This is a genomic window from Streptomyces sp. NPDC043738, from assembly GCF_056436545.1.
This window is the reverse complement of record NZ_JBWKCJ010000014.1, coordinates 76138-85790: the sequence shown is the minus strand read 5'-3', so window position 1 is coordinate 85790 and position 9653 is coordinate 76138. Positions and strand designations below refer to the sequence as shown.

The following is a 9653-nucleotide window of genomic DNA, read 5'->3' as shown; positions in this document are numbered from 1 at the left end:
TCGCTCTCTTCTCCCCTCCCTCTCCACTCCCCCCTCTCCCCCCCCCCCCCCCCCCCCCCCCCCCCCCCCCCCCCCCCCCCCCCCCCCCCTCGGGCCTACCACTCCAAGGTCCCGGATTCTCCCTTCTCCGCGATGACGATTTCGATGGCGTCCGGGATGGTGCGGGCGTCGAGCGGGTGAGGGGGCTTCGGGAGCACCAGTGTGTGGAGGAGGGGGAAGCGGGCGAGCCAGTTCATACCGTGGAATACGGATGTGTAGCCCTCGCGCAGCCACAGGTGCGTCAGCCGCTCCGCGGGTATCTGCGACGCGAGGTCGCGCGGATGGTGTGTTCCGAGAATCTGGATTCGGGCACGGCCACCCATCGCACGCAGGGCACATAGATGCTCGATGCTCGCGGCGGTGAAGTAGAGCCCTCCGTCCTCCGGAAGGTGGGAGATGATCTCCTCGGCATAGGTCGAGCAGTCGAACCGGTGCCATGACCAGGCCAGTTGGCGGCGAACCGCCAGCGACGGGTGCGTCCGGAAACGGGCCAGATAGGCGATGGCGGCGTTGGAGGCCAGCCGGGTGGCGGTGATGACGCATGCCTCGGCCTGGTCCTCGTCGAGGTGCTCCGGATCGGGCAACATCGATACCACGTTCGGCCCACCGTACTCGGCCAGGCGGCGGGCCGCCGTGAGGTTGCTCGGCGGCAGAAACTCACGTGTCAGCGACATGATGGACTCCTGGAGTACGGAATCCACCTCGGGGGCGTGATCCAGGCACGATCGCGCGAGGAGGACGCGGCGCAGGGGGAGCCTGCGCCGCCCGTTCTTGTCCGAGGGAGGGGACATCCGTGCCCGGTGGAACCTGAGCTGCGGCCGGCCCGGACTCGTCGCGTCGTGAGGCTGCTCGTCGGTGAGTACAGGGATGAGACCGCGCAGAATGCGGGCCCGTTCATCTGGTCGGCCGTGGGCCACAGCCATGCGGATGACGTCTTCCCACTGGGAGTTCTCGGCGTTGTCCTGAAGCCACGGGAAGTCGCGGGCCTCGACGATGGCCTTGGCGGCCAGGTAGTCCTGGAAGGTGCGGTGGACGAAGTCCACCGTGTCGGTCGTGGGCTGCCGCAGCACTCCGCTGCGGTCCAGCAGATAGCGCAGGACCGTCTCCGCGTCGGCCTCGATGTGCGTCATCGACGGAAGTTGCTCGGCGAGGACGGCGAGCGCATCGTCCCGGTCCATCTCCGACCGGTCGTTGCGGACCATCCAGTGCGCGATGCGTTGCAGCAGCGCGATCTGAGGTTCCTTCCCGATCCGCAGATCGCCCTTCTGGTGCATGCCGCGCTCGAGGTCGCGGCGCTCCAACAGCATGGCCAAGGCGGCGTCGTAGAGTTCCTTGCGGTCCTCGGGCAGGAAGCCACGACGCTCGCGGTGCAGGGCGCACAGCAGTCCGCACATCAGTGGGTTGACGGCAAGGTGGCCGAGATCGGGCTTGGTACGAACGGCCGTCAGCAGGGCTTCGGCGGGCTCCTCCCCGGCCCTCGCTGCGGCGTGCCATCGGCGGATGAACGCGGCGATGTCCTCCTCCGACATGGGCATGAGGGACAGCTCCGCGAAGGTGTCGGCCTGAAGCCAGTCGTCCTGGACCGCGGAGGGCCGCGTCGTCACCAGCCACAGGTTCTTCGGGAAGGCGGCGATGAGCCGGTGCAACCATTGGCGGGCGATCTCCCGCATGTCGTGGGGGACTTCGTCCACCCCGTCGACGAGAAGGAGCCCGCGCCCGGCCGTCAGCACGCGTTCGGCCCAGCCCTCGGGCTCGGTGAGGGGAAATCCGACCGAGGACAGGAACTCCGACGGTCGCGGAAGCGTCTGGCGGGCGATGGTCCTCAGCGGCAGCACGAACGGCACGCGTCCGCGCAACGCCCCCAACTCGTCCGGCAATTCCCCACGGGCGGTGGACACGGCCAGCCACTGAAGGAGCGTCGTCTTGCCGGAGCCCGCCAGGCCGCGCAGCAGCGCCCGGTCCCGCCCGGCCAGGATGCGCTCGGTGGGAATGGGGACCGCCGGGCCCTGCCTGGTCTCGGCCTCCAAGGAGATGTACGCGGCGTCGAGCTGCCATTCGCGTGCGTGGCCCAGATCCAGCCCGTAGATCGTCAACTCGCCGTGCCGGCGGATGAGTTGTTCCGCGTAGCGAGCCTCGAACGCCACGTCCTGGGCGTTGACACTGGGGACGCGATCCAGCAGTGCCGACATGTCGGCCTGCATACGCCCCTGCCGCCGTGTCTGTTCCACGAGCGTGCGTGCCACGAACGTGGAGCGCTGGGTGAAGAAGTGCAGAATGTGTCGGCATGCCACACGCAGGACGGCGTCGTGCAGGACCACGGCACTCTCCGACAGGAACAGAAACGTATTCGCCGGCACGACCTCCGTCAGCCGCTGCGCGAGCCTCTCCTCTCCCAGCTCGACGGCCTGTACGTCGTCCATGTCGAGATCGCCGAGCGCGTGAAGGGTGAGGGCCAGTGCGTGAGCGGTGGCGGCCTCCTCGTGTGCGGCCGGCCGATCGCTTGCGGGCAGCGGCTCGACCACCCGCCGTACCAGTTCCGCCGCCAGCTTGTGCAGTTGCTGCTCACTGAGGCTCTTCTTCTCGCCACGGAAAGCCAGCCATCCCGAGATCCGTACAGGGCGCTCCACGAGCCCCGCTCCGGCCCCCTCCGCGACGAGCAGCTTCCGCACCAGAGGCTTGAGTGCGGCCGAGCCGAGCCGTGTTGCGATGACCGACAGATCCATCCTGGCCTTCCCCTCCCGCGCGCCGCCATGGCGCACCAGCCGTGCGGATCGAGTATGTCGGATCTCTCCTCAGCGGGGTTTCACTTCTGGGTGCCCGCCAGGATCGGCGTTTCGGGCGGCCCGCCGTCGAAGCCGACGTGCTGCCCGGGTTGTTCGGCGGCTGGGAAGGACAAGGGACTTGGCGAACAACGGACCGGGCACGGCGACAAGGACGAGCGGTCACCCGAGACTTGAGTCCGTCCCAGCGCGAGCTGATCTCAGGAGTGCGAGGGCGATGGGCGCCCCACGACGACGGCGGCCCGGGCCGGGGCAGCGGTCGCTGCGAAACCGCCGGCTGACAGTGGCGACTCGCCACGTCGGCGATCAGTCTGCCGGCCCCAGCAGATCTGCCAGATGGCGTCGGGTGTAGGCGCAGGCCTCCTGAGCGTCGAGTGTCCCCGCGTCCACGGTCAGAACGCGCCACGGGGTCTGCGCGAGGAGGCGACAGGTCAGGTCGGCCTCGAAGCGGAGGTGAACGGCCGCCGACGAGAGGTCATGGACGGCCTGAGTGCCCGGGGAGCCGGCGAGTCTTTGCACGTACCAGTCTTCCCACGCGTTCCCTTCTCGCTCGACGGCGCGTCGCAGTGCCGTCTCCGGGTCGTCGTGGACGTACACCACGACGACCCGGGCCGGCTCCACGGCCCGGACCTGCTCTCCCATGATCTGGACGAGATCGCTCTCGTCGTGGCCCCAAGCCACGAGGGACGGAATGAAGGGCAGGAGGGCATCCGTCACCAAGTAGTCCCTGCCTGCCGCGAGTGACTCCGCGACGTAGGCGCGAGTGGACTCGACGAGGGTCTCGGGCCGGACGCCGGCAGCCCCGCCGGCGAACTCCTCGGCCACGGGCCGGAAGGCCGGCCGAGTGAAAATGTCGGCTTCCTCGAAGTGGTCGACCGACGCGCCGGTGCCGGCCAGCCACTCGGCCACAGCACGGCACAGGGTGGACTTGCCGACACCAGGGCTGCTCCCGATGACGGAGATGAGGTGAACGGTCATGGCGGCAGTCTCACACCGCTGCGATGCCGTTCGTTCGGAGAGGCGACGGTAACCGGCCACGGCTGCGCAACTGCCGACGAACGCGAGGAGGCGAGGCGGGCCCACGGCTGGCCGCCGGCTTCCCGTCGCGAATCCATCGCTGCCCAGCTGCGGCAGGGCAGCAGGAACAGCCCTCATGTCAGCCGCCTTCAGGCACCCATCTCCTTCCATGCCTGTGCCAGCCGGTCGGCCGTCGCGACCTGGTCCCACAGGTCGGCGGGGTCGTCGGGCATGGCCCTGTCGTAGAGCTCCAGCCTGGCGACCGCGCGTATGCGCTGCAGCCGGTCACGACCGGTCCGGGCCTCCGTCACCTTCAGGCCCAGGGCCTTGCGGACTGCCGTGGGGAGGAAGTCGTGGCCTCCGTCTTCGATATGCGGCAGCCCGGCCAGCAGCAGGGCCGCCGCGCCGCGGTCGAGGCCCGTGGCCGCGGCGAGCCGGTCGGCCGCATCGGGCTCGAAGGGGACCGGGCCGCTGCGCTCCGCTTCGTCCACCAGCCGCTGGAGCCGCCCGGGCGTGGCCCAGCCGTCGGGCACCGGACGGATGTCGACCACACCGTCGGGGTGCGGCACGGTCCCCCGCTGCAGGAACACGCAGAGCTCCTCGTCGGCGACCGCGAGGGATCGGGCCCAGGAGCCGTTGCGGATGGCGCTGTGCAGCGGCAGCAGTCTGCCGTTCTCCCCGGACACCGCATCCGGCTCCACGCCCGTCAACAGCCCACGCTGCAGGTCGGGTTCGGCCAAGGGTGAGGAAGCCCAGAACCCGAGCAGCCGCAGGAGGGCCCGGCTGTGCGCGGGGCTGGTGACGGCGCTGACCGCGCGCACCGCGAGACCACCGATCCGGCCGGGAAGTTCGGTCCAGTCGACCGCGCTCGGGCGCTCCCGCCATTGCTCCCTCGCACTCTCGCCGCCGATCGTGCCGGAGAGGAACGCCGCGGAGAGTTCGACCTGCGCCACACCGCCCTCGTCCCCCGTGGTGTATCTGCTGAGCAGTCCCTCCAGCGCCCCGCCCAGGTCCCGTTCCCGCACCTTGAGCCGCGGGTACTCGACCCGCTTCAGGCTGCGCAGCAGCGCGGTCCGGGACCGGGCCGTCTCGGCGGCCTCCTGGACGCACCCGACGATGCCCCGTACGAGCAGCGGGTGACCGATCTCGGGCAGCAGCCTTCCGACGGCGGTCCGCAGCGCCTCCTCGGAGGTGGCCGCGGCCTTCACCAGACGCCGCACCGTGGCCTCGGAGATCTCCCGCAGCGCCGTCGACCCGGCGGGGTCCCGGGGCTTGAGGAAGTGCCAGAAGGCGGACGGCGGCATGAGCCGCGTGCCGGCGGCCACCGGGGACGGATCGTGGCGCGTGTAACCGTGGTTCGCCCGTTCCGCCGCCCAGTACCGCTCGCCGGTGTCGGCGTCACGGGCCACCACCGGGTCGTACCGTCGGATCCCCCCGCTGAGCACCAGCGGCCGCTCGGCACCCGGGATGTCGAGCAGTCCCCACACCTCGGTGACGCCGGACCCGCCGAACGCGCCCTGGACGCCGTCGATGCGGTGATAGCGGACGTGTCCGGTGGCCCAGTCCTCGGCGACCCGCAGCCCCACGTGCGTGCCGTCGCTGCCCAGCGGCGAACCCGTGACGCCGTACGGCAGCGGCGCCAGCCACAAGGAATCGAAGCGCCAGCGCTCATCCTTGCCGAGCAGCGACGGGTCGAAGAATTCCGGCAGCTCGCCGTCGGTCAGCTCACCTGTCTCCAGGTCGACGCGGTGCACCTGCGAATCCAGCCCGTCGGTGGCGTGCCACCAGAAGTCCCGGCCGTCGTGGAACATCTGGCCGTTCGGGCCGAGCCGCTTCTCGCGGGGCCCGAGCACCTTGTGGCCCACGAATCGCCGCCCGCTCGGCGCCATGAAGGTGTAGCCGAGCTGCTCCCGCTCGTAGTACAGCGACTCCCACATCTTGGGCCGTACGGAGAAGAGCTCGGCCGGTGCGTCCGACCAGTAGTGCGTCTGGCGGCCGTTGACGAAGTGGCAGACCAGGAACTGTCCGTCGGAGAAGAAGACCTTGACGTCGTAGCTGAACTTGTCGGCTCCGCGCGGCACCCGCAGCCGGTGTTCGGCGAGGCGGCCGCCGGGCCCCACCGCAATGGCCTTCTTGCGGTCGTGCACCACCAGGACGGGCCAGCTCGCCCGGCACCAGCTGTCGCCCTTCAGCTCGGCGGCGGCCTCGTCCAGCGCGGCCCAGCCCAACTCGTCGAGGATCCCCGCGCGCAGCGTGCGGGTCAGCGGCGCCACCATGTCGAGTCCCTCGATCCGGAGGGACAGGTCCGGCAGCTCTTCCAGCATGTCCGCGCGGATGTTCTCGCCCAGCCAGCGCAGCGCCGTCTTCGCGCCCTCCAGCCCGCCCGACCGCGCCTGCTCGATCCGCGCGCCGACGGTCGCGCCCAGAAGGGGCCGCAGGGCCTTCCTCCCCCACAGGGAGCGGAACTCGCCTCCGTGGGTGGGGACGGACCGGGCCAGCACCGGCCCGAATCGGGGGTCGTCGATGAGGGCCCGCAGATCGACGGGGGCGGGCCCCTGCCAGTTGGCCAGCGAAGCCTTCGGGCCGGGGTCCGCCACGGGGAGACCCAGCTCCAGGCAGCGGCACAGGGCGACGGTGTCGATGCTGCGGCGACCACCGGCACCAGCGGCTTGCGCTGCGCCGTCCAGAACCCGTCCGCCACCCGCCACAATGCCGGGGCGTCCACCAGGCCCTCCAGCAGCAGCCGGTGCTCGGTGACGACGTCGCGCCCCGCGGCCTTGGCGAGCTTGGCGATCTGCTTGAGCATCTCGGGCCAGGGCGCGAGCCCGCCCGTCGTCCGCCGTACGGCCAGCTCCCACAGCTCGCGGTACGCCTCGACAGGGTCGGGGCGCCGACTCAGCTCGGCGACATACGCCTTGATGTCCTTGGCCGACAGCGCCCCGGCCAGCGCGAACTCCAAGAACACCGCGCGCCGCCGGGCCGGGTCGGCGACGGCCCCCGAGGCGTGCCGGTCCGCCGTCCGCGCCCGGCCGAACATCATCGCGGCCTGTTTGTCCCGCCCGGCGGCGAGGAAGATCCGGGCGATCTCTTCCCAGTACACGGGAAGGTGGTCATCGGGCAGCGTCGCGGCGATCTCCTGGAACCTCTCCAACGCGGGCCCCGGCCTGGGGGCGGCCAGCCGCCCGGCACGTGCCATCTCCACCCCCGCGGCCAGCGCGACCTGGGCGTTCGCGAGATCGTGCACCAGCGCCCACGCCGGGTAGTGCGGCTCCGGGCGCTTCCCCGAGACCACCGGTTCCCCCGCCTCCGGGGCGGAGAACCCGAGGTCGGCCAGCAGCCGGTCCTCGACCGGCGCCACCGCATGCCCGGTCAGTCGGACCACGGGCCGCGTGCCGAGATGGGGATGGGCGTAGCGCCGGGCGGTGATCGGCTCTCCGCCCGGCGCCCCTACGGGCGCCAGCCCCGCCGCCAGGGCCGCGTCCAGCGTCCGGGCCGGATCGGCCATGGGCGCCGCGCCGCCCCCGCTGCTGGTCAGGTGTTCCTCACACGTCATCGTTCTTCGCTCCCCCGTAGATCAGTTCCGCCATCCGCAACCCCTCGGACCAGGCGACCGGTCCCAACGTGCCCACGGCCACCGGGCGTTGGTCCTCACCGACCCATAGGAGCCGTCCGGCCTCCTCGGTCGCCCCGGGACCGGCCTCCCCCACCCAGCAGCGCGCCTCCATCCGTACGAACCGCTCGGCGATCTCGGCCACGGCGAAGCCGCCCCGCACGACGAAGCCGTTCTCGAGGGCGTTCACCCTGGCGCGCCACTGCGCCGTGAAGGGCTCACCCTTGTATGCCTCGATTCCGGTCGCCTGCGGATCCGTCCCCTCCGGCCGCCGGTACACGGGTCGGTCCAGCTGCGCCCACTCCTGTGCGACCCCGTGCGCCTCCAGGAGTCTGCGCCACGGCCCCAGTTCGCCGAGCAGGACGGGATGCAGCAGCGTGACGAGCGTCCCGGCCGGCGGCTCGTACGGGGCGCTATCCTCCTCTCGTAGGAACACCCGCCCGTCCTCGGCCACGTCCACCAGTAGTCCTGTGCGCCCGTCGGCGTACACCACCAGATGCTCCAGACAGGCCCGCCAGCCCGGGTCAGGCCATATCCGGGCAAGCAGCCCGCCCGGCACCGGCACCCCGCTCAGCAGCCACGACTCCACCGTGTCCCGGCACTCCTTCTCATGCCGCACCAGCCGGTCCCTCAGGGCAGCGAACCGCTCACCGACCGGGTGGGCCAGAACGCCCTTCGGAAGGGATCTCAGGTCCCGTCCATCGGTCCTGCGGCACCTCAGGGTCGTTCCGTCCAGCGCCAGTTCATGACCGCGCGAGGCGGACACCCACACAAGCGGAGTCGTCATGCCGTCGACTATGACAGGACCCACTGACAACGACCGCGGCGCCTGACGCCGGGTCAATTCCCTATAGACGGCAACGATCTTCCGTCAGCAGAACTCGGCCGCGTGGTCGATGGCCCACTGCGCGAAGGTGCCGGCCGGTCGACCAGTGAGGCGCTCAACATGATCGGTGGTGCGGTGTGACTCCGGTCGATACACCGAGGCCGCGATCAGCGCTTCCACCAGTCGTTCGGGGCGACCGTCCGCGAGCATTCGGGAGCGCGCGAGGTCAGCGGGGAGCTCTTGGAAGCGCAGACGGCGCCGGAGTGCGGCACCGAGGAGAGCGACCTGGTCGGCACGACCGAGCACCTCAGGCCCCGTCAACACATATGGCCGGTGATCCAGTTGGTCGTAGCGTGCGAGCAACACGGCCGCGGCCGCATCAGCCACATCGCGCTCGTCGACGACGGCTGTGCGTGCGACGTCTGGGCCTGACACCACGTCGCCCGCCCGCAATTGCGGCGCCCAGCCGCGGACGTTGGAGGCCAAGGTGTCGCTGCGCAGCACCTGGGGTCGCAGACCGGCATCGTGGAGCAGGGCTTCCATGTCCGCGTGCACCTGAACGATGGGATCACTCTGCCGAACGGCTTCGTCGTCGATGGCCGTCGAGGACAGGTAGACGACACGGGGTGCCGCTGCGGTGAGTTCCGCGACGAGGTCGTGGGCCGGGGCGGAATCGAGCAGCGGCCAGATCAGAAAGACGGAGTCGATGCCCACGAGCGCCGCGCGGACGACCGTGGGGTCGGTGAGGTCGCCGACCACCGACTCGGCTCCGGGGCGCGGACCCGTCTGACGGCGCACGAGACTTCGCACCCGTGCGCCGTGCGCCTGGAGGCGGTCGACGACCTCCCGGCCGAGGTTGCCGGCCGCGCCGGTGACCAGGATCGATGAACGGTGACGGGCGCCCGCGGGGCGAGTGGTATCAGGCATGCGAGTGGTATCAGGCATGATCGAGACGCTAGGGGTTCAGGTCGACATGAAGGCAAGGAGCGTGTGGTGAAGACGATCGGAGAAGTAGCCGCGGAGCTCGGAATCGAGCCCCACGTCCTGCGGCACTGGGAACAGGTCGGGGCACTCACCGTGCGACGCGATGGCAACGGCTACCGCATCTACGACGACAGCGCCCTGGAACAGGCACGCACCGTGCAGAAACTGCGACGCGTCGGCCTTTCGTTGCCCGAGGTCACCGCCGCCATGGCGCCGAAGAAGTCGGCAGCGCAGGAGGTGGTGAGGACGAAGATCGCCGCACTCGAAAGCGAGGTCGCCCGCAGACGGCAGGCCATCACCTTCCTGCAACACACCGTTGAGTGTCGTCATCGATTTCTCGACGACTGTCCGGACTGCGCGACGTTCGTCCGTGAGGCTTGAGGCGCCCTCACCCGAA

Annotated in this window: 6 protein-coding genes; 1 reads left to right on the top strand and 5 read right to left on the bottom strand. The window is 70.6% G+C overall.

From position 1 onward, the window contains the following. Positions 1 to 95 precede the first annotated feature (95 nt). From AC0680_RS19705 to AC0680_RS19685, 5 genes are all read right to left on the bottom strand, one after another. Positions 96 to 2762, bottom strand: a complete 2667-nt coding sequence (locus AC0680_RS19705) for an NACHT domain-containing protein (protein WP_478630290.1) — start codon at positions 2760 to 2762, stop codon at positions 96 to 98. 363 nt (positions 2763 to 3125) lie between these two features. Further along, a complete protein-coding gene (locus AC0680_RS19700; RefSeq protein WP_478630289.1) occupies positions 3126 to 3797 on the bottom strand; it encodes a nucleoside/nucleotide kinase family protein in 672 nt (223 codons plus the stop codon). Between the two features lie 188 nt (positions 3798 to 3985). Then, positions 3986 to 6433: a hypothetical protein gene (locus AC0680_RS19695; RefSeq protein ID WP_478630287.1), complete on the bottom strand. Its 2448-nt coding sequence runs from the start codon at positions 6431 to 6433 to the stop codon at positions 3986 to 3988. Positions 6434 to 7378: 945 nt separating this feature from the next. After that, complete coding sequence (locus AC0680_RS19690) at positions 7379 to 8233, bottom strand: DUF4132 domain-containing protein (protein ID WP_478630284.1); 855 nt, start codon at positions 8231 to 8233, stop codon at positions 7379 to 7381. 84 nt (positions 8234 to 8317) lie between these two features. Beyond that, complete coding sequence (locus tag AC0680_RS19685; RefSeq protein ID WP_478630282.1) at positions 8318 to 9217, bottom strand: NmrA family NAD(P)-binding protein; 900 nt, start codon at positions 9215 to 9217, stop codon at positions 8318 to 8320. 48 nt (positions 9218 to 9265) lie between these two features. Between AC0680_RS19685 and AC0680_RS19680 the strand changes: the two genes are divergently transcribed. Then, positions 9266 to 9637, top strand: a complete 372-nt coding sequence (locus tag AC0680_RS19680; protein ID WP_478630280.1) for a MerR family transcriptional regulator — start codon at positions 9266 to 9268, stop codon at positions 9635 to 9637. Positions 9638 to 9653 lie beyond the last annotated feature (16 nt).